Raw genomic sequence first — 21,827 nt, 5'->3', positions numbered from 1 at the left:
AATATGACTAATAGGTGTTTTTTGTGAAGAATTTATACTATAACGTTATAGTGTGATTTATACACTTAATTGTCTCATTCTAATAATACTGAAAATATCAGTTACTGCTCAATTGTAAATTCTGAATATTCACTTAGTAGGCACTCTGTATGAAGTGGAATTGATGTCGAAGCTTTATTTGTAAGGGAAGTGTTTTCATTTTTTCTTAAACTGAACATATTTATCAAGGTCCGTGACTTCCTGCTATCGATAAGTCTCCTGCAATCAAACCTGAAGTTAATTATTGCAGGATGAATACAGTACTTATATAGTTACAACCTAAAATTTAAATTTTATAAGAGTTTTAGAATAAAACAGGCTTAGAACAACAAATTTGCAGTCCAGTTTAGATATATTTAATGTCCACCACTTTTAACTTTATTATAAATGATTCCCTGATCTTTCAGTATCTTCTTTACCACAAAGGCATATATCACTAAATATGCAAAACATAATACTCCCATAATATAACTTAGTTGGATACCAACAATTCCTGCAACATACCCCTGTAATAAGCTAATTATACCGCCACCCATAATCATCATAATGAGTAACGTGCTTCCTTGGGTTGTTCGCTTCCCAAGACCAGCCACAGCAAGTGTAAAAATACACGGCCATAATGTACTGCAAAATAGCCCTACACTTGTATATGCATATACACTTATCATGCCGTTACTGACCATTCCTATAATCGTTACAATTATACCTAGTATTGAAAAGATTCCAAGCATTACTGCCGGATTACCCTTACTGATAAAGTCGGCAACAATTAATACTACAATTATATAAGCATATACGTAAAATGGTGCGATGTCATAACCCATGAGTGCATTGGCAGCAAGAAAAATTCCGAAAGCAAGGTACGGCGCAACTATTTTAAAAATATATTGTAACACTGCGTTTGTTGTAAAAGCTCCGACAGCACCTCCCCAACGGCCTATCATCATGCTGGCCCAATATAATGATATATAAGGGCTGACAGCGCTCTCATCAAAATTTAATTTTTCTATCAGATATGACGGCAGGTTACTCGCTGTAGAAACTTCTACCCCAACATATAAAAATACAGCTACCATACCCATGATTAACTGTGGGTAGTGTAAAGCCGTCTTTTTATCGCCGGGGTATTTATCGTTTACCTCTACAGCAGAAACGTCGGGATGCGTTGGCAATGAGGAGAACTTAAGTAAAACGGCTATGGTTAAGAAAGCTACCCCTAAGATTAAATAAGGTAACTTTACGGTATTAATGTCTATTCCGGAGCTTGCCGATGACACCTTTCCAAAGATTGCGTAACTTATTGCGAGGGGGCCAATAGTAGTTCCAAAATTATTAATCCCCCCTGCCAGTGTTAATCTTTGAGAACCTGTACTCGTAGGGCCAAGTGCAATTGCTAGAGGGTTTGCGACAGTTTGCTGCAGAGAAAAACCAAGTCCGACGATAAAAAGGCCTGATAGCAAAATCACAAATGAACCCTGTTCCGCAGCCGGATAAAACAAAATGGTACCTATGGCAGAAACAGCTAGCCCCAGTGCCAGAGAATTTTTATACCCCAGCCGTTCAATAACATCTTTGCCGCTAAAGATTGAAACAACTATGTAAATAATCGATCCGATAGTGTAGGCAACATAGAAGGCGAATGATACCAATTGACTTTGCCATGGTAGCAGGTTAAATGCCTTTTGAAATACGGGAATAAGGATGTCGTTACTGGCGGCAACGAATCCCCAGAAAAAAAATACAGATGCCAATGGGATAAATTGATTCCATTTTGTTTGCTTGGTATTATTCATGGGTTGGCGTTAGAGGATTTAATAAAATTTACTATCTCCAATTAGTGCACTAATCAGAATTGACTTTTAAATACTTTGTAAAATGATATCACTTTACTTATGATGGTTATTAATAGTTACAGTTTTTTTAGAGAAACGGTTTCGCAGTCCGTCTATGATTAGGTACATTGATGGAACTACAAAAAGCGTAAGGATCATAGAGCTTGTAAGCCCTCCTATAATGACCCACGCCATGCCGTTTTTGACCTCTGAGCCAGATCCGCTTGCCAGGGCTATAGGCAACATACCCAATATCATTGCCAAGGTTGTCATAAGTATAGGCCTTAACCTTTCTTTACCCGCTTCTACCAATGCTTCTCTAACACCATACCCTTCAGATTTTAGCTGGTTTGTAAAGTCAACGATTAGAATAGCATTTTTTGAAACCAAGCCTAAGAGCATGATTATACCGATGATAGAGAATATATTCAGCGTCTCGTAGGAGAGTGCCAAGGCAAGCAATGCACCAATTAAGGCTACAGGAATTGAAAACAATACGACAAAAGGGTAAATAGCATTTTCGTACAGCGCTACCATAATAAGGTATACCAGGACTATTGCGGTAAGTAACGCAAGGCCAAGACTTCCAAATGCATCACCTTGATTTTTAGCATCTCCCAAATGTTCGACACTGATTCCCTGCGGTAGCTTTATAGACTTAATTTTTTCCCTGATATCTGCTGTTACACTTCCTGATGGCCTTCCTGCGATTGCAGACTCAACTGTGATGCTGTTAAGGCGGTCTATTCGTTGAAGCGTAGTTTCACCTAGCCCTTGGCGTACCTCTGCAAACTGGCCCAGCACGAATGACTGCCCGTCATTATTAGCGAAGGGAAGGTTACGTACATTATCAATATTGGTTTTACTATATTCGTCAAAGCCAATTAAGATATCATATTCATTCCCGGATTCCTTATACTGGCTTTCATCATTACCACTAAATGCATTTTGTAGGGCAGCACCTACCTGGCTGGCATTGAGACCTAATAGCGCCATTTTTTCCCTGTCTAAATTTACCTGAACCTCGGGTTTCCTGTCTTTCACCGATAGTTTCACAAAACGTGTCCCAGGGACGGTTGCAATCGCTTTCTGATATTGTTCTGCGACCGAGCGCACGTCTTTTAGGTTTACGCCTTTAATTGCAACCTGTATCGGAGCCTGGTTACCGCCACCTGCAATAGACGTGGGTGCAGCACTGATTTTAACCCCGGGTATTTCCTCACTCAGTTTGCGCTGTAGTTCAATACCGAATTCTTCGGCAGAAATTGGACGGTCACCCTTATCAACTAATGTTACTAAAATTTCGGCAAGGTTAGCTGTACCCGTTGCTCCGGCCACACCGCCGGATACAAAACCTATATTCGAAAATACGTTTTTAACCAGGCTGTCTTTCATTATTATTTTTTCTGCACGCTGGGTAATCATATTTGTGCGGTATATTGCCGCTGATGGCTCAAGCTCAAGGCTGATCATTATTTCTCCCTGATCGGACTGCGGTATAAAAGCTGCACCGACAAATCCTGTTGCTACTAGGGCTATAGAACCAATAATCATTAAAATTGTACCTGAAAGCAGCCACCTTTTTCGTCGCAATGCCTTTTCCAGTAACCAGGCATAGTCATCCTTTAAAACATCTATAAAATGCTCAAATTTAAGATTGATTCGTCCCCAGAGTGTATCCTTGGACAAAACTTCAATTTTACCAAAGCGGCTGGCCAGCAAGGGTGTGATGGTAAAAGAAACAAATAAGCTCATTAAGGTTGAGATTACAACCACTAGAGAAAATTCCTGCAATAGGGCGCCTATAATACCTCCTGATAATGCCAAGGGAAGGAAAACAACAACGTCTACAAGTGTAATAGCCAGAGCAGTAAATCCAATTTCGTTACGCCCATCCAGTGCAGCAGTGCGTTTATCGGAACCCATTTCAAGATGGCGGTATATATTTTCGAGCACAACAATTGAGTCATCTACAAGGATGCCCACCACTAATGACATGGCCATTAATGTCATTAAGTTCAGGGAGAACCCAAAGAGGTTCATGGCAATAAATGTTGGTATTATTGACGAAGGCAATGCAATAAGTACGAACATCGAACTCCTGAAGCTGTGCAGGAAAGCCATCATAACAATTCCCACAATTAGCACTGCCAAGAAGAGATCTTCCATGACAGCATCAGCCGAATGCAGGGTGTATTCACTTTGATCGGAAGCAATATTAAATTTGAATTTTTTCGACTTGTACTGTTCCTCGATTGACTCAAAGGTCTTTTTGACCTGTTCGCTTACTTCCACCGCATTGGCATCCGTCTGCTTTATGATTTGGATTCCAATTGATGGTATGCCGTTGATATGATTGATAGCGGTAGTTTTTGCTGTAGCATCTACTACCTCGGCGATATCCTTTAAATATATGTTACCCTGGCCGGGTATCTGGCTGATAATAATGGTACGCAACTGATCGACAGAGGTAACGTTTGCATCAAACCGTATTGATAATTGCTGGCTTTTGGTTTCAAGGTTTCCCGCAGGAAAAGACAGGTTGGCACTGTTCACAGCCTGGCTGACCCGAGTTATAGACAGGCCATATCCCTTCAGCTTATCCTGGAATATATTTATTTTTACGGTTCTCTCATCACCACCAATGATATTAACGGCACCTACACCACTAACATTTTGCAACAGGGGCCTGAGATTTTTATCCACCATATCGTACAGTTGGCGTGGCGGCAGTTCTGCGGTGACGCCGGCGCTTATTACAGGGGTTTCTTCTAAGTTAACCTTATTTACCTGAGGGCGCTCAGAATTTTCAGGGAGGTCATTCAATGCCTGGTCTGCCTTTCTTTGTACATCACGCTCGGCCTGGTCAATGTTGGTACCACTTTTAAGCTGTATGGTAATTTGGGACAAGCTTTCCTGTGATGTAGAGTTGATTTTATCAAGCCCTTCAACAGATGAAAATGCGTCTTCTAGCTTTTTGGTCACTGAGGTTTCAACTTCTCCCGCTGATGCACCCGGGTATATTGTACTTACAGATATTGTGGGAATTTCTATGGTGGGTAATAGTTTATAATTTAATGACAGGTACGATTGTATACCGAAAAGAATTAAGATGGTAAAAATTACCACAATCAGTAACGGTCTTTTTACTGCAATTTCAGTTATTGACATAGTGTTTACTTTGATATATTTATTTTCGCCCCGTCCTTTAAATTGATCTGTCCGGAGGTTATTACCTGCTCTCCGGGCTCTAGTCCTGTCAATACCTCAATTCCGTTTCCGAAGTCTGCGCCTGTAGTAATTGTACGCAATACAGCCTTACCATCTTTAGTAACATATACGCTACCGTCCTTTGTACTCTCGATAAGTGCCTCACGGGGTATAACTATAATATCCTTTGATGTTTTGCGGGAGAAATCAGCATATACAAATGTTCCCGGGCGCAATTGTACTCCCCCCGTATTTGCGGCTATAATTTCAACCTGATAATTGTGGGTCTGGTCTGCCCGAGGACTTATGTAAGATATAGTACCCTCAAAAATCCTGTCCGGAAAAATATCAGTAGTAATCTTTATTTTCTGTCCTTCCACTACTTGGTATACCTCCCTTTCGGTAAGGTTCACCTGAACTTTCACCTGTGAAAGGTTAACGATAGTAGTAATCTCTGCGCCAGAGGTTACATATACACCCTCTTCAATTTTTTTAGTCGCAATTACCCCTGTGGTCGATGCTTTAATACTGGCATCACTAATTTGCCTTTTTAGCTGTTGTGACTGGTTTAAGGCATCTTGGTAGGTTTGCCTTATTTCATTGACCTTCTCCTTTGTTGCTGCTCCACCTTTCAAAAGCTCACTGTAGGTTTCGTAATCCTGTAGTTGTTTTATTACGTTACTCTCTGACTTTTGCAGGTCCAATTGAAGTACCTTAGTATCAATTACTGCGAGTAACTGTCCCTTTTTTACCTGGTCCCCTAAAGCAAATGACAACTTAAGGATGTTTCCATTGGCAGGGGCTAATACCGTTGCCTCTTTAAAAGGGGCCAGCGAACCTGTTTTAATTATTTTAATATCCTGCCTTTGCAATTTCACCTGCGCAACAGTTACCGGAATACTGATATCACCAACCGCAACGGGCTTGTTTTTCTCGTTGATCTTACTTTTGTTATTCGCAAGCTGAAATATGATCAGTCCAACAATTGCTACTATTATAATTATGATAATCGTTTTCTTTTTCATTTAAGTTATAGTGAGTTATAAAATTCAGTAAGTGTGCCGGCAGCTTTCTCAAGGTCCAGTGTAGCAAGGTAAAAGTTGTATAGTGAGTTTAGGTAGCTATTTTGGGCTGTCCTTAAAGAACTCTGGGTATTGAGCCAGTCTGTAAGATTTGTTACCCCTTTTTGAAATTGAAGGTCGGTTGTCTGCAGTACCGATTCGGCCAGGGTCACATTCCGGCGGTCGTTTTCCACATTAGTCTGCGCTTCAACAATCTTGGTCTGTGCGTTTTGGTAATCTACCTTATATCTTCCTTCATCAATCTTCAACTGTTCCTGGGCATTGTCCCGCTCAATTTCCGCCTGGTCATGTTGGGCACCCCGGCGGTAGAAATCAAGTATAGGTATATTAAGCTTCAGGCCAATTGCTGAAAACATCGAGAGTTCCCGATAGGTCTCTCCCACTGTATCGCCAAAACCTAAAGCACCATACCTCGCATAGGCAGATAATTTGGGAAGGGCTTCATGCCTAATTCGTTTAGCCTCTATTTCAAGAAGCCTGATTTTATTTTCAGACAATTGAAATTCAGTTTTTTTAGAAGGTGAAAAGGCATTATCAGTTAATTTACTGGTTATTTGGGGAACTTTTTCACTGTCAATGGTATCTACTATTAATGTATTTTCGATAGGGTAACCCATTTCAAATTTTAACTCATTTTCCGCAAGCTTTAAATTACTTTCTGCTACACGTATCTGAGAAGAATTATTATTATAATCTACGGTAACCTTATCCAGGTCCTTTTGCAGGGTGACTCCTTTATCTACCTGCAGCTGGAATATTTCCATCTGCCTGCGGTAGATTTCCTTATTTGCGATTAATAGTTCGAGTTGTTCCCTATACACACTAATTTGAAAATAGGCACTGCTTATATTATAGATGATTGACTCCTGGGTCTGTTTCAAATTCAGTTGCGCCTGCTCCTTATTGTACTTATTTGCTTTTAAACCGGTTAATAAGGACTGGTCGTAAATTACCTGGTCCAGTTGGGCAGTATTATTGGCCTGGAACTTCTTGGTAAATGCAACCCTAATGTCCTGATCACTGAAGATGCCTGCCGGGATAATAGTCTCCTGTACCCTTAAATTGTCGTCTAATGTACTTGTCAAGGCAATCTTTGGCAAGTATTCAGCGAGTGCTTCTTTAGCCCTTGCATCAGCAGCTTTTTTCTGATTCGCGTATATTGTATTATTCCTGTTATTTTTTAACCCGTATTCGATGCATTGTTTCAATGTCCAATGTTCCTGTGCACTCAGAGTGAAAGAGATCAGGGTAATAAACATAAAGATCCGATATTTGCCCATATAATTTATTTCTATTTTGTTTACTACTGTATTTTATTTATCTGGTTAATTTTAGTTTAGGTATTAAGAAACCACCTGACATACACGTTACAGGAAAAAATGCTTTATATTAAAAGGGGTTGTATGAAAACCCTACATTGAAATAATATTGTGGATCCTGTTTATAGTCAATGACATACTCGCTTGTCTTCTCGCCCCGCTTTGTGACCCTTGAATTGACAACGTTTAGCATTCCGCACCTAAAACTTCCTACAAGACATTTATACAGACTATACTCGTATGTTACTCCGGAACGCAATTCAAACTGATTGAGTTCATAAGTGCCCTGTAAAGCGTTGTTGTTAAAATTGATATAGTAGTTTTCACTATTCAATTCAGTTCCAAGAGAAATCCTGCCATTGCGTAGGAAAGGCCTTTTTATAAAGAAGCGCTGAGGTAAAATGACATCAACATTCCACTCCGAATTACGAAATTGATGCTCAAAAGAAAACAACGGTGCAATAGGTACAAGTGTTGATAGGTCAAGTATTACAACCATACCAGCCGTTATAGTGGTCGAGGCCGTTTTTTTAAGCACTACCGCCGCTGATACAAGGCCTTTAACACGCTGCACATCCTTATCATTACCATCGACCGTTAAGGTGGCGTTATATATAATTTGTTTTTTAAAAATGGTTTTAAAATACGTTGCACTTATTGCGCCGGCAATATAATGGAACTCCTGATTATCCCTGTCCGAAACCGTCTGCGATGAATGGGCATAGACATTACCCAATGAATAAGATTCTTGCTTATAATTCATGGTACCCGTAATAAAGAACAGATGATTTTTTGATTTATAAACGGGAAGATTAGCTGTCATTTTGAATCGGGTATGGGACTTTACTCTAGACCTTTCATAATCGTTTCGAAATAATTCGGTCTTATAATCTGACGGGCCCAAAAAATCATATTGTAAATAAAAGGTGCGGGTTGCCGGAAATTTTTCGGTAATAGCTTTAGCAGCAGTATTTGCTATGGAATCTTGGGCATTTGCATTTGAAGAGGCTATTAAAATCAATGTTAGACAAAGACAAAACTTGGTCATGGATAATTTTTAATGAGATACGTGTGTACGAGTGATGAAACTGTTCAAAAGTAATGATGTCAAAGCGATGTGATGGTGGTTTTTATTTAAACGCCGAAAAAATTACACGAATGGCGTTTGTGTAATTTAAATTGACAAACAATATATTAGCTTATTTTTGACACATGAAACTCATTACCTTATACCGCAATATATACATCAGGAATTTTGGAGTACTTGTCATTTTTAGTCTGATCATATTTATAAGTTTATATAACGACCTTTATAATAATAATTTCAACAGTTACGGTACCCAGGTTGATAAAAACCCAGTTGTTATTTATTTAAATGTTATAAAGTCAATGGCATTTATATTTTTACTAATTATAGGCAGCAATCTTATTCTTCTACAAAAACTGTTTTTTGAAAAAAAATATTTGTTCTTCTGTATATGCTTTTTAATGTATTGGATATTTTGCCATTACGTACTTGATCTTTATTTCATTACAATTAACAAAAGTAAACTTGCAGTTGTAACAACGGTAACCATTGCTGTAGGGGGTACCGGTATTTATTTTTTGCATCTATGGATCATGAAGAACATTTTGCAGGAGCAACAGGACTTAATCAGCGCGGAATCAGAATTGACGTTTTTAAAACAACAGTTGAATCCGCATTTTTTGCTTAATGTTATGAACAATCTGTACGGTGAATCTCTGGCGGAGCCAGATAAAGTACCGTCCAGAATATTAAATTTATCAGATATGCTTCGCTACCAAATTGAAGCTACAAAAAGACATACAGTTTCTCTAAATGAAGAAATTAGTTTTATGAAGAGATATATTGACTATTATACCTTTAGTAATGAACGTCTTCTGGTTAAGCAGGAGTATGAAGGGGATTTTGCCCATTTCTTACTTCCGCCATTAATATTCTTGCCTCTAGTGGAAAATGCCATTAAGTTTTCTGCGGAAACAGGTATTCCAAGAATTTATATGCGCTTCATAATAGAAAATGGCAATCTCACTTTCGCTATTGAAAATACGTATTTATCTACAGGTTCACGACTGAATAGCACAGGCATAGGCATTGAAAATTTAAAAAGGCGACTGGAGGTTTGCGGTCTTAAACATGAACTTATCCATAATTCTGACAAAGATATCTTTATAACAAAACTAACATTATGGGAACTACCTACCGTTGCCTGATAATTGATGATGAAACTCCGGCTCACAAAGCCCTCTCATCACATATTTCAAAGTATGCAGACCTTGAACACACAGCAAGTGCCTACAGTGGGAAAGAGGCATTGAGGCTACTTAGCGAAAGGCAGTTTGATATTATTTTTCTAGATATTAACATGCCTGTAATATCAGGAGTAGAATTGATGGAGCTTCAGCCTGTCCGCCCCTTAACTATAGTTACGACGGCATATTCTGATTATGCGATGAGGGCATTTGAACTGGATGTGGTAGACTATCTGTTGAAACCTATTGCTCTTGAAAAATTTGAAAAGGCTGTAGATAAAGCTAAAGCTTTTTATAAGTATAGTATAGAAAAGCAGCATAGTAAAAACGGCCGCCAGCAGCTTAAATGTAAACACAATGGCGAAAATATAAACATCTCTTTTGATGAGATTATTTATATAGAAAGTCTTGGTAATTACATAAAGGTCCACTGTAAAAACAGCGTTCCTGCACTGGTGTTACACGGAACATTGTCTGGTGTGTTGAAAGAGCTTGACAGCCACTACTTTTTACGCATACATAGAGCATACATAGTTAATAAATCATACATTACATTATTTCAAAATCGTTTTGTAGAAATTAATAACATAGTTAAATTACCTGTAGGTAGAAAGTACCAGCTGTCTTTAGAAAATCTTGAGTAAAATCTAATAATCGTATAATGTAAGGACTGATCAACTTATTGGATATACCAATTAAATTGACCCCCTCTCGCCAGAGCAAATTGACCCCTTAGAGTTGTTGACAAAAAAGAGTAAAAGTTGTAGTTCGTTTCAGGCTTTAAAAACGGTAGTTTTTAGTCCTGGTTATTCACTAATATTTTTACAAAAATACATTATCTGATTTAGATTTTCTTCTCCTTAAAGATTCACCATAGAGTTCCAGCCTTAAAGAGTGATGAACAATACGGTCAAGTACTGCGTCAGCTATGGTTTTCTCACCGATTATATCATACCATTGCTTTACCGGTATTTGGGAAGTAAGCATCGTAGAGCGTTTCTGGTGGCGGTCTTCTATAATATCAAGCAGTATAAGCCTTGACTGGGGGTCGAAGGGTTGCAGTCCAAAGTCGTCGAGTATCAGCAGGTCTACACGTTCTATACGCTTAAGTTCAGCCAGTAAGGTGCCTTTTGCCTTGGCTAGTTTAAGCTGCCCCATAAATTTAGCGGTGTTGACGTACATTACTTTAAAGCTGTTTTGGCAAGCCTGGTAGCCCAGTGCTGTTGCGAGGTAGCTTTTGCCTGTACCGGTAGATCCGATAATAAATATATCCTTATGTTCTTTTATAAAGTCAAGGCCTGCAAGCCTGTGGAACTGGTTTTTATCCAGACCCCGGTCAATAGCATAATCTACCTCTTCCAACGAAGCTTTGTAACGGAAGCCCGCTGCCTTAATGGCCCGTTCTATATTTCGGTTACGTCGGTCATCCCATTCGCTGGCTATTAAAAAAGCTATGAACTGGTCTGGTGTAAGCGATTCTTTTAGGGAAGTTTCCAGATTGGTTTTAAAGGCATCATACATGCCATATAAGCGCAACTGGCGCATCTTGTCTAACGTTTCATTATTCATGGTCTTTATTATTTTAATAGTAATGATTATTGGTAATATTCTCTTCCACGGATGTTATTGTGCGGGGGTATTTCTGTTAACTCTTCTTCAGCCTGAAGCTGGTCAAGGCGCTTGCGCAGTATCTCCGTAATTGTACTGGCTAAGGTTCATTGCCCAACGGCAGGCATTGGTAAGCCTTTCGGCGCCTACACGTCTTGAAAAGCTTAAGATACCCGAACAGGATTTATAAGCCTGCTCGGGATAGGGTTTAAGTTCCAGTACTTTGCTTATATAAAGAGCTACATCCTCGTGTATGGCCTGTGCCTGCTGTATAAACTTCTCGGGGCTCCATTCGGTAAGGAAGCGGTGTTGTGAGGCAAGGTGGTCTTCATTGGTTGTGTAGTGGTATTTGCTCCTTATTCGCTCATGGCAGGCAATCATGGTATACTGATAATAAACCTTTACCAATGCCGTTGTGTAAAGTATCTTTACCTTTTTGCCGATGTAGGTATAAGGTACGCTGTAGTAATGTATGTCTTCCCCCAGACGTATGTAGCCGTTTTTCATAACGGTAACCATTACCTGCTTGTGAACCTGATAATCAATAGGGTTTAAAGCAGATAAGGCTTCGCGCTCTATCTCCTCGAACTGTTCCCTACGGGAGTAGCTGCGCCCGGAGAAAGGCTTGTTATTATGCATTTCAAGTGCTGGGAGTATTGATTCGTTAAGGGATACAAGAGTATCGAAGCTATGACCTTCCAGACGGGTGTAAATGCTGCGGTAGATTAGTTTTACTGCACCTTCTACTAAAGACTTGTCACGGGGTTTATAAACACGTGCAGGCACTATAGTAACGCCGTAGTGTTCAGCAAAAGCAGCAAATTCATCATTAAGCACTGCTTCATATTTGCTGCCCCGTGTTACTGCCGAACGAAGGTTGTCCGGCACGATGGCCTTTGGCACACCACCAAAGTAACGCAACGCATTTTGGCAGGCAAGGATCAGGTCTTCTTTACGCTGGCTATCCACGGCTTCCACGTAGGTAAGCTGGCTACAGCCCAGTATGGCAACAAAAACCTCTACATCGCGTGCAGCCTCACCCTGGCCAACCTTCAGCTTGCTGCCAGCAAAATCAATATACATCTTATCGCCCGCCTTGTGCTCCACATGCATGACTGGCCGGGCGAGTTGCAGGTAAGTATGGATGGCATTATTAAAACTGGAACGGCTATAACCATCTGGATATCTCTCAAGGTATTCCTTATAGAGCAGTTCCCTGGTCATACCTTTCTTTTTAAGCCTTTTACATAGCTCAGGCAGTAATGGCTCTAACTCCTGCATACGTGGGCTGCTATGGATTTTGGCAACAGGAGTAGTAAAAATGATAGAGAGTTCGCTGTCGCTTTTGGCGCTAAAGGCCTCAAAATCTATATCCAGACCGTTCCAGATGCGGACATATTTCTTGATTGTGTTGCGGGAGGTGCCCACCATCCCGTGGATTGTTTTGATCCCCGTCCCCTGGCAATACAGGCGGATGATCTGTCTTAATTTATTCATTTTTATCGGCTTATTGGACATTCTTACGCAGGTTTAGGTTTATCAAAACGCTAAACTAAACCTTGTTCCAAAGCCGACAACGGGCTACTTTTTTAAACTCTTTTGAGGGGGCATTTTCAATTGGCCACAGGGGTCAATTTGCTCTGGCGGAAAGGGGTCATTTTCAGCCGGCGAAAGGGGTCTTTTTGAATCGGTCAAGAGGGGTCAGTTTACACTGGTTTGTCCACCGATACCCCTTTACATATAGATTTCGACTACCAAATTACCCATGAATTTTCTGACGACCTGAAATTAAATATATATCGAATTATTCAGGAGCAGTTGCACAATGTCCGTAAGCATGCTGATGCGAAAAATATAAAGATAGATTTAGCAGTGAAGGAAAACTGTATTTGTATTACGGTAGAAGACAACGGAAAAGGATTTGATGTAAATATAAAGAAAGCAGGGCTTGGAATATCAAATATGATGCACAGGGCAGAGGCACTTATTGGCAGTATTGCAATACAAAGCAGTCCAGGTAAAGGATGCAAAACGGAAGTTATGATACCCTTAGAATTAACTGGCTGCACTGAAGCCTCACACTGAGCGTAAAAGGATTTTGAAAGTTAAAATTAAAGTTGTACACCTAAAAATCAAAACCTAACGGATCCAATTCAGACCCGGCCATTAATTTCGGCGTGTACGTCAGGTTTTCATTTTTAATCGAGATAAGACAATTTCATGCGCCTGCAGTATGGTACCTCTTGGGATTTTACTATCTGTTGCAACGTAATAACTGTTTGTGGCTATTATAAGCGCGCTTTCTAATGTTTCACAATGAATTAACAGACAGTATTTTACAATGCAAGCATAACAATTTATCGATACATTTAGTATTTAAACCGATAAATTACCACTTTAACATTAACGACTATTTGAGTATATATATTTGTATTGAAAACAAAATTGTAGCCCACAAAAGTTCTCTTTGCAACATCGTACTTCACACACCTTACTAGCTGATTACTAATAGTTACGTTCAGTAAAAAAAGCTTTTATGTATGTTTTACCCCAAAAATTATTGTTATGCAAACAAGACTACTATTTTTTTTAAAGGATGGCCTGTGTGTGCGGAATTCCTTTTTTGCCGTTACAATTACGGCATCCTTTAATGGATATTTACCCCATATTTTTTTACGATTGTTAGGTAACAGGTCAGATACCCTGATTATATGCTATAAAAAAGCATTGCATCGGTTCAGGTTTACAAGTACCACTGGCAGTAACTGAGGCCTGCCTCCCTAAAGAACATATCTATAATTTAGATATTTATCGGTAAATCAAATTTATATGAAGATAACAATAGTACGGCTTAACAGCATTACGCTACATTTCATCTACAGAAACTGTCCATCGGCCTATTAATAAATCGGCTGTATAAGCCCTGTTTTACCTTTGATGCTCAGGATAATTGCAAATTTCAATATAATATACATAATTCACAATTAATTACTCACATGCTACTAAAATTACTTAAACACAACAAGTTGTTTCTGTTGTTAGTCGGCTTACTGTCACTCGTAGCGGGTGCCCAGCAAACTACCGTCTTTACACAGGATTTCACAACATCCGCGGGTACTTCCTACAGTACCGTAAACGGTGCCATAGGAAGCAGCAGCACATGGTCTATGCTGCGTAGCGGTACCGATATGGGTGCCCGCATAAACTCGGGTTATCTCGATTTAACAAATGATGCCACCGGTGCTTCTAACAGCGCAGGTTGGGTTTTGGCATACAGGCTTGCGGCTACCGCTACCCCATACAATGCTACATTAGGATCAAACCCCGGCACTGTTACCTGGACATTCAACATGCGCCAGTACCGCACTAACCCCAGCGGTGTGGCAAGTAACAATTATGGAAACGCAGTTGTGTTAGCAGGCACATCTAACACTACCGCCACCACGGGTACAGGCTATGCAGTGATACTGGGTAACAGCGGAAATACCGACCCTGTAAGGCTCGTGCGTTACAGCGCGGGTTTGCGCACTTCTACCGATATGATATCCTCTAACACAAGTGGCGTAAACGACTTTGGGCGCCATTACATAAGTGTAAAGGTAACCTATTCGCCCTCTACAAATACATGGGAGCTGTTTGCAAGAAAAGATGGCAGTTCTGCATTCGCTAACCCGGCCACAGGTTATTATTCTACGCAAGGCACCCTGGTTAATAATACGTATACGGCCACATCGCTGCCGCTACTGGGCGCGTTCTGGAATGCCGGCACAAAGTCTAAACAAACTGCTTATTTTGACAATTACTCTATATCAGTAGCCACACCTGTACTGGCATCTATATCCCCCACCTCTAAGGTAGCGGGCTCTGCGGCGTTTCCACTTACAGTAACAGGCTCTAATTTTACAAGTGCCTCTGTAATCCAGTGGAATGGTGTTGCACTTACTACCACCTATGTATCGGCCACACAACTTACAGCCAGTATACCTGCGGCTAATGTAGCCACTACGGGCACAGCAGCCATAACCGTTGCTACTGGGGCTGCAGTAAGCGGCTCACAAACGTTTTATATAGACGCGGTTAATACCCCCTCTATATCTACCTCTACGAGCGCGCTAACTAATTTTACTACTATTACAGGTACGCCATCGGCCGCGCAAAGCTTTACTTCTACAGGTACATCGTTGGGCTCTGGCAACAATATTACCATAACAGCTCCCACAAACTTTGAGGTTTCTAACTCAGCAGCAGGCCCATACTCAGCGAGTATACCGGTTACTGCAGCCACTACAACTACCTATGTAAGGGTAAGCGCGAGCGCTCCCTCAGGATTATACTCTAACGTGGTATTACTGGCAGCATCGGGTGCCACTACCCGCCATATAGCGCTTACGGCTACGGTACTAAGTACTGAGCCTACCACCGCGGCTACATCGCTTACGTTTACAAACACAAACTCTATACAAACCACTATTAACTGGACTGGCGGCAATGGAAGTAACCACCTTGTTGTGGTACGCCAGGCGTCGGCTGTAGCTGCCACACTCGCTGACGGCGCCACTTACTTTGCGTCAACAACATTTGGATCAGGTGCTGATGTAGGTACTACAAGCTACGTGGTTTACGCAGGCAGCGCTAACTCGGTAACTGTTATGGGCCTTAACCCGGCCACTACTTATTATGCCACAGTATATGAGTATAACGGAAGCGGCGGTACCGAAAATTACCGCACCACCGGCATATCAGGAAGTACAACTACCCTTAACGCCCCTCTCGGGCTTCAGCTAAAAGCGGTAAACACCGTATATTCCATAGACTTTGACAATACGGTAGAGGGTGTAAACAACAGTACCTATGCCGGTGCCGGCCTCGCCGATTTTCCGGATGTGGGCGACCTTAATACCAATTCCTTTGTGCTTTCTCCTATAACCACCACGGGTGTAACCTTTGGCGGCGATATCTTAGATGATGACCCTGCTTATGGAAATGGCCTTTCGGACGGTGGTGTAACAGACGGTGGATTTTATGCATTTCAGGTAGCCACGGGCAATTATGCGCTTGGCATACAACCTGATGCTACATATCCGTCCGGCAGTACTACATTGCGTTTCCAGAACCAGACCGGTACAGCTATAACATCAGTAAACATTGGTTATAAAATTTACGTACGAAACGATGAGGCTGGTGCAAACTCTTACAACTTTTTTTATTCGCCTACAAACGCTAATAACGTAAACTATCTTGCGGCTACCGTACTTAACCAGACTACTACCGCTGCTGCAGATGCAGTGTCCGGATGGAAAATGTATTATAAGGTAGTAACCCTTACCGGCCTTAATATTTCGGCTAACAGCTATTATTATATCCGCTGGAGCGGCGATGTGGCCTCGGGCACTGCGTATGATGAAATAGCACTTGATGATATTACTATAGTAGCAAACCCTACCAGTAATTATGCACCACTTGCAGGAACGGTACAAACAGCCGTCCTGGCAGGTAACTCTAACCTGAGTGGCGCTACAACGGTTAACGGTGATATTACTTTTAATGGTGGTAAACAATATTTAGGGGCAAACACACTTACCCTTAACGGCACTGTTACTAATACCACTACAGCAGGGCTTAGCGGAAGCGCTTCGTCAAACCTGGTTGTTTCGGGCGCGGTAAGCCCTACACTTAGCTTTGACCAGACTACCGTGGGCACTACAAACTTGCTAAACAATCTTACCGTAACCCCATCGGGCACTAATACGGTAACACTGGGCAATAATGTGGTTGTTAACGGTGCGCTTACCGTAGACGAAAGCCAAACGTTTGCCCTGGGCACTAATACATTAACAGGCACACTGGCTACCATTACTAATAATGGTACCGTAACCACCACTAATACTACCACTACGCCGTTTGCATCGGGCAAAACATGGGGCGGTACTGGCTGGCTTGCCTTTAACGCGGCTACAGCGGCACAATACCTGCCGGCGGGAACATATAATAAAGTAACTATAAATACTACCGGCGGTGGTAACGCTACAGGTGATATTACCCTTAACGGCGACCTTAACCTGCCTAACGCAAACGTAAGCGCAACAAAAGGTGCGTTTGATACTGCTGCATACAGTATTATAATGGGAGCTAACTCATTTAATACCGGTGCGGGCGATGTAAGCGGAATTGTAACCCGTAATAGCCCAATAGTAAACAATGTGGCTTATACCTTTGGCCATTCAAGAACCACTATTTTTTATCCTACTACCGGTACCTTACCTACATCTATGAGTATTAAAATTGTATTAGGATCTGCACCAGCCGGTAAAACCGACGCAATACTACGTACATACGATTTTATACAAACCGGGGGTACAGGAACAAAAGCTACCATTTCTGCCCACTATCTTGACAGCGAGCTAAACAGCAATACCGAAAACAACCTCGTAGACTGGGTAGTAGTAGTGCCAAGTACACTGGTAGAGCAGGGCCGTACTAATTATGGTACTATTGATAATTTTGTAGAGCTAAGTAATGTAAATGTGGCATTCTTTTCGTCAACATTTGGCTCAAAACTACTTACGCTTGCTAATTCGCAGGTGGCTACTGTAACCTGGAATGGATCGGTAAGTACCTCATGGACAACAGCAGCAAACTGGTCGCCAAATGCAACGCCATCTGACGCTACCAATGTAATAATTCCGGATGCGGCTACCACGCCAAACGACCCTATACTAAACAGCAGTGTAACCATTGGTACACTAAACATACAAACCGGCGGTATATTAAATACCCCTACCGGCGGGCAGCTAAACATTACTAAAGCAAGTGGCGCCTGGATAAACCAGGGAACCTATAATCCATCAAACGGAACGGTTGCCTTTACTGTGCCATTAGCCAGCGGAGACGCTACCATAGCGGGCAGTACAACATTTTATAACCTAACAATACCTGCGGGTACTAACCTAAGGCCGGTAACAGATAATGTAATGGATATAGGCGGTACTTTTACAAAAGACGGTAACCTGTATGCAGGTTCTGTTACAAACACCATTATATATAGTGGCACTAACCAAACCGTAATTACACCAAATGGTGCGCTGGGAGCGTATGACAATTTAACCATAAATGGCACCGGTGCTATTATTCCCGCGTCTATAAATATTGCCGGTAACTTAATTACAAACCAGGCAGTAAACTTTGCAGGCACTACCGTAAATATGATAGGTACTGAGGCAGCCGGCCAACGCATAGGCGGCACGGTAAGCCCGTCTTTTAACAACCTTACTGTAAACAAGCCTTCGGGTTCAGGTACACTTATACTGCAAAACAATATTGCGGTAACCGGTACCCTTACTTTAAATTCAGGGCTGCTTGATATTGCAAGCTATAACCTTACACTGGGTGCTAATGCCGTGGCAGGTACTTTTTCGACCACCAGCATGATTGATGCCGATGGTACCGGACGTGTAATACGCCCGTACACAGGGGTGGGTTCATATACCTTCCCTATAGGTGAAACTACAAGTAACACCAGCTATTCGCCGCTTACCATTAATGTTACCGCAGGCACATTTAATAATGCCTCAATAGCCGTAAACCTTACCGATGCAACACACCCTAACAACTATGGTACAACCAGCTACTTTACCCGCTACTGGAGCGTAACCGAAACCGGTATTACCGGCGCGGTAGTAACTATAACCGGAAACTATACCCTGGGCGATGCTGTAGGCGGCGAAAGCGTGCTTAGTGCCGCGCAGCTAAACGGTACCTTTAACGCGATAACAAACCCGTGGGTAAAATTTGGCACCCTGGGCAACACTACATTTAGTGCCACTAATGCTACCTTAACCTCAGGGCAAACATCTTATTTCTCAGGTATTACTTTATCGCCCGTTAGCGTTACTGTAGACGGTGGAGGTACTTTTTGCCAAAATACTACTGTGCAGCTTAGCTCAGCAGTATCGGGCGGGGTGGGTAACTATACCTACAGCTGGTCTAACGGACTGGGCTCTGGCTCCACTGCGGTACCGCCTACAAATACCGTAGGCAGCGTTACATATACCTTAACTGTAAGGGATGCAAACGGCATTGTGGGCACGGCTAACGCGGTTGTAACTGTTACTGCGGCTCCTAATGCGGGTACGCTCTCATCAAACCAGTCTATTTGTGCCAATAGCACACCTGCTGCAATTACACTTACCGGATATGTAGGTACCATTGTACGCTGGGAACGCTCTACGTCTACTTCATTCCCTAACCCTACCTTTATAGCCAGTACAAATGCCACCCTTACCGGCGCCGAAATAGGTACAACGCTAACTGCCACCCGTTACCTAAGGGCTGTGGTACAAAATGGGTCTTGTGATGTGGTGTACTCTAACTATGTTGAGGTTAAAATTAATACCACCACATGGGATGGAACTGCCTGGGATAATGGCGCACCTACAGCTACAGACGCTGTAATATTTAATGGAGACTATACAGCAGGCGCAAGCTTTGCAGCGTGTACAATAGTAGTTAATAACGGTGCCGATGTACTCGTTCCCTCAAATTTTACAGCAACGGTAAACGGAGCGGTAACTGTTAATGAAGGCGGTAGCCTAACGTTTAGCAATAATGCAGCACTGGTACAGCTTACTAATGCTGTAAATGCGGGCAACATTATATTCCATAAAACCAGCAACCCGCTTTTCAGGCTTGATTATACTTTGTGGGCTGCACCTGTTACAGGACAGCAGTTGCGCGCATTCTCAATGGGCACATCTAACAACCGTTTTTATGTCTACAAATATGATACTGCTGATAACGGAATTACCTATGATGAGGCCTACTGGCCTGTAGACCCGCTAAACACCTATTTTGAGGCTGCTAAAGGCTACCTTATCCGTATGCCTAATGTGATTACTGCAAATGTAACCGGTACTACAAATGGGGGCACAACTACACCTGCCCAATATATTGCGGGTACGGGCGATTATATTTTTGATGGCGCCTTTACCGGCGTGCCAAACAACGGTAGCTTTAACCCGGCGCTAAGCCAACTTGGTAACCGCTACACTGCAGTGGGTAACCCTTATCCGTCGCCCATAAGCGTGGCCGACTTCTTATCGGCCAATAGCACCAAGCTGGTTACCGATACCGGTGTATGGTTTTGGAGAAAACGTAATAACCAGAACGTAGAGTCGTATGTAACGCTTAACCTGTTTGGCTATACGGCAAACCCAAGCGATAGCACTACAAATAGCACCGGTTTGGGTAGTTTTTACCAGGGCAGCAGCAACACATGGCTTATAGCACCGGGGCAGGGCTTTTTTGTACAGGCAAAACCAAGCCTGGCAGAACCTACGGTAAGTTTTACTAACAGCATGCGTCGCAGCTCACCCGGCACACAGGCTTTCTTCAGGTCTGCGGCAGATACCGCATCGCGCTACTGGATTAATGTTACTGCCCAGGATGGCCGCTCCAGTCAGATGATGGTAGGCTATACCGAAGGTGCTACACTGGATATTGACTATGGTTACGACAGTAAAAAACTTGGCGAAGGCAGTACCATTTCACTATACTCTATAGCACAAGGCAGCAAGCTTGCCATACAGGCCAGGCCAGCCTTTGCGGTAAATGATGTGGTGCCTATGGGCTTTACAGCGCCTGTAGCAGGTCTATATACCATAAGCCTTGACCATTTTGATGGAATATTTGCAGATGGGCAAACCGTTTACCTGCGCGACAACACAGAAGGCATAGTGCGCAACCTGAACCTTAACAATTATACATTTACAAGCGAAGCAGGAACATTTGAAGGCCGTTTTGATGTGATTTATACCACAAGTGCGCTGGGCACAGATAATCCTGTACCGGATGCTAACAGTGTTATCGTGTTTAAGGATAATAACACGATACAAGTTAACAGCGAAAGCGTATTAATAAACAGTATAACCATTTATGATACACGAGGTCGCAAACTGTATACGCAAAGTGGTATAAATGCTACCGATGCAAAAATAACAGGGCTTGCCATAGCACAGCAGGTGCTTATTGTAGAGGTAGACACCGTAAAAGGAAAAATAAGCACGCGTATTGTTTACTAAACGATGTTATAATTTTAATGATTATATGTGGGGAAACTGGTAGACTTGCCATCTTGAGGAGGTGGTGCCGCAAGGCGTATGGTTCCGAATTCCATCGTATCTAACATAAGGATTATCGACTTCGTATTTATTAAGACTTGTTACCCCCAGTGTTACCCCTGCTGTTTTTTGTAGGATTAAAACTCCCGAAAACACTGGCCATTCAAATATACGTTCTGACCCCGATGAGGTCACGTATAAATAAAAAGAGGATAAAAAATACCGAGCTTGCTCGAAGTATTTTTTATTCTCTTTTTATTTTCAAAGCGGAGCTTTGCGGGATGCCGCGCAGCGGACTCCTGATTCGTGAAACATAAATGGAAAAAATACCGAGCTTGCCCGAAGTGT

Annotated in this window: 11 protein-coding genes; 4 read left to right on the top strand and 7 right to left on the bottom strand. The window is 42.0% G+C overall.

Going from position 1 to position 21,827, the window contains the following annotated elements:
- Window positions 1-395: 395 nt before the first annotated feature.
- The 5 genes from DYH63_RS14635 to DYH63_RS14615 all read right to left on the bottom strand — a co-directional run bounded on the left by DYH63_RS14635 (window position 396) and on the right by DYH63_RS14615 (window position 8,530).
- The gene (locus tag DYH63_RS14635) at window positions 396-1,832 is read right to left on the bottom strand and encodes an MFS transporter (protein WP_116789501.1); all 1,437 of its coding nucleotides are present in this window, start codon (window positions 1,830-1,832) and stop codon (window positions 396-398) included.
- A gap of 93 nt (window positions 1,833-1,925) precedes the next feature.
- On the bottom strand, window positions 1,926-5,042 hold the full coding sequence (locus tag DYH63_RS14630) for an efflux RND transporter permease subunit (RefSeq protein ID WP_116789500.1): 3,117 nt from the start codon (window positions 5,040-5,042) through the stop codon (window positions 1,926-1,928).
- Window positions 5,043-5,047: 5 nt separating this feature from the next.
- Complete coding sequence (locus DYH63_RS14625; RefSeq protein WP_116789499.1) at window positions 5,048-6,106, bottom strand: efflux RND transporter periplasmic adaptor subunit; 1,059 nt, start codon at window positions 6,104-6,106, stop codon at window positions 5,048-5,050.
- A gap of 5 nt (window positions 6,107-6,111) precedes the next feature.
- On the bottom strand, window positions 6,112-7,422 hold the full coding sequence (locus DYH63_RS14620; RefSeq protein ID WP_240409016.1) for a TolC family protein: 1,311 nt from the start codon (window positions 7,420-7,422) through the stop codon (window positions 6,112-6,114).
- Between the two features lie 130 nt (window positions 7,423-7,552).
- Window positions 7,553-8,530 (bottom strand): hypothetical protein, encoded by a 978-nt coding sequence (locus DYH63_RS14615; protein ID WP_162927043.1) that lies wholly within the window; start codon window positions 8,528-8,530, stop codon window positions 7,553-7,555.
- A 164-nt stretch (window positions 8,531-8,694) separates the two neighbouring features.
- On the opposite strand from DYH63_RS14615, the gene DYH63_RS14610 reads away from it, so the two are divergent.
- Both DYH63_RS14610 and DYH63_RS14605 read left to right on the top strand, forming a co-directional pair.
- Window positions 8,695-9,717 carry a sensor histidine kinase gene (locus DYH63_RS14610; protein WP_116789496.1) on the top strand — a complete coding sequence of 341 codons (1,023 nt, stop codon included), beginning with the start codon at window positions 8,695-8,697 and terminating at the stop codon, window positions 9,715-9,717.
- Window positions 9,693-10,400, top strand: a complete 708-nt coding sequence (locus DYH63_RS14605; RefSeq protein ID WP_116789495.1) for a LytR/AlgR family response regulator transcription factor — start codon at window positions 9,693-9,695, stop codon at window positions 10,398-10,400. Before DYH63_RS14610 ends, DYH63_RS14605 begins: the two co-directional genes overlap by 25 nt.
- Window positions 10,401-10,578: 178 nt before the next feature.
- Here the strand turns inward: DYH63_RS14605 and istB are convergent, their stop codons facing one another.
- On the bottom strand, window positions 10,579-11,325 hold the full coding sequence (istB, locus tag DYH63_RS14600) for an IS21-like element helper ATPase IstB (RefSeq protein ID WP_116789494.1): 747 nt from the start codon (window positions 11,323-11,325) through the stop codon (window positions 10,579-10,581).
- 102 nt (window positions 11,326-11,427) lie between these two features.
- Window positions 11,428-12,861: an IS21 family transposase gene (istA, locus tag DYH63_RS14595; RefSeq protein WP_205528256.1), complete on the bottom strand. Its 1,434-nt coding sequence runs from the start codon at window positions 12,859-12,861 to the stop codon at window positions 11,428-11,430.
- 219 nt (window positions 12,862-13,080) lie between these two features.
- Between istA and DYH63_RS14590 the strand changes: the two genes are divergently transcribed.
- Both DYH63_RS14590 and DYH63_RS14585 read left to right on the top strand, forming a co-directional pair.
- A complete protein-coding gene (locus DYH63_RS14590; protein ID WP_162927042.1) occupies window positions 13,081-13,449 on the top strand; it encodes a sensor histidine kinase in 369 nt (122 codons plus the stop codon).
- Window positions 13,450-14,360: 911 nt separating this feature from the next.
- Window positions 14,361-21,440: a RemA C-terminal-like gliding motility protein gene (locus tag DYH63_RS14585; RefSeq protein ID WP_116789492.1), complete on the top strand. Its 7,080-nt coding sequence runs from the start codon at window positions 14,361-14,363 to the stop codon at window positions 21,438-21,440.
- Window positions 21,441-21,827 lie beyond the last annotated feature (387 nt).

Origin of the sequence: Flavobacterium psychrotrophum (assembly GCF_003403075.1) — a bacterium.
Classification (GTDB): Bacteria; Bacteroidota; Bacteroidia; order Flavobacteriales; family Flavobacteriaceae; genus Flavobacterium; species Flavobacterium psychrotrophum.
The sequence above is the reverse complement of the archived record's forward strand: the minus strand, read 5'-3'. Positions and strand labels throughout refer to the sequence as shown.